Annotated in this window: 1 protein-coding gene; it reads left to right on the top strand. The window is 58.9% G+C overall.

Translation table 11 applies throughout. The features are described from left to right. Positions 1-26 precede the first annotated feature (26 nt). Entirely contained in the window at positions 27-284 is a 258-nt protein-coding gene (locus tag HU748_RS26175) for a PAAR domain-containing protein (RefSeq protein WP_186722545.1), read from the top strand. The last annotated feature ends 59 nt before the right edge of the window (positions 285-343 follow it).

Below are 343 nucleotides of genomic sequence, written 5' to 3'. Positions count from 1 at the left end.
CTCGACCGTCGAAAAGGATATCCCCTGTGAAACCCATCGTGCTGATCGGCCATAAACATGATTGCCCCCTTCATGGTGAGGGCGAAGTCATCTCCGGCACCTCGAGCCTCACAGTGAAAGGCCGAGCGGCCGCGCTTGCAGGGGACCGCATCAGTTGCGGAGCCATCATCGAAACAGGGACTTCGAGCTTTCACATAGAGGGCAAAACGGTCGCCCGCCAAGGCGACCGGACCGACCATGGTGGCGTGCTGATAGAAGGTGATCCTGATTGGCAAATCGCATGAAAACGTGCCCTGGCAGTCATCGCTGCCTGGGCATTTCGAATCTCGGACGGCGGACAGGG

It is taken from the genome of Pseudomonas sp. RW3S2 (assembly GCF_014268955.1).
GTDB classification, from domain to species: Bacteria; Pseudomonadota; Gammaproteobacteria; order Pseudomonadales; family Pseudomonadaceae; genus Aquipseudomonas; species Aquipseudomonas wayambapalatensis.
This window is presented reverse-complemented; position numbering and strand designations above follow the sequence as displayed.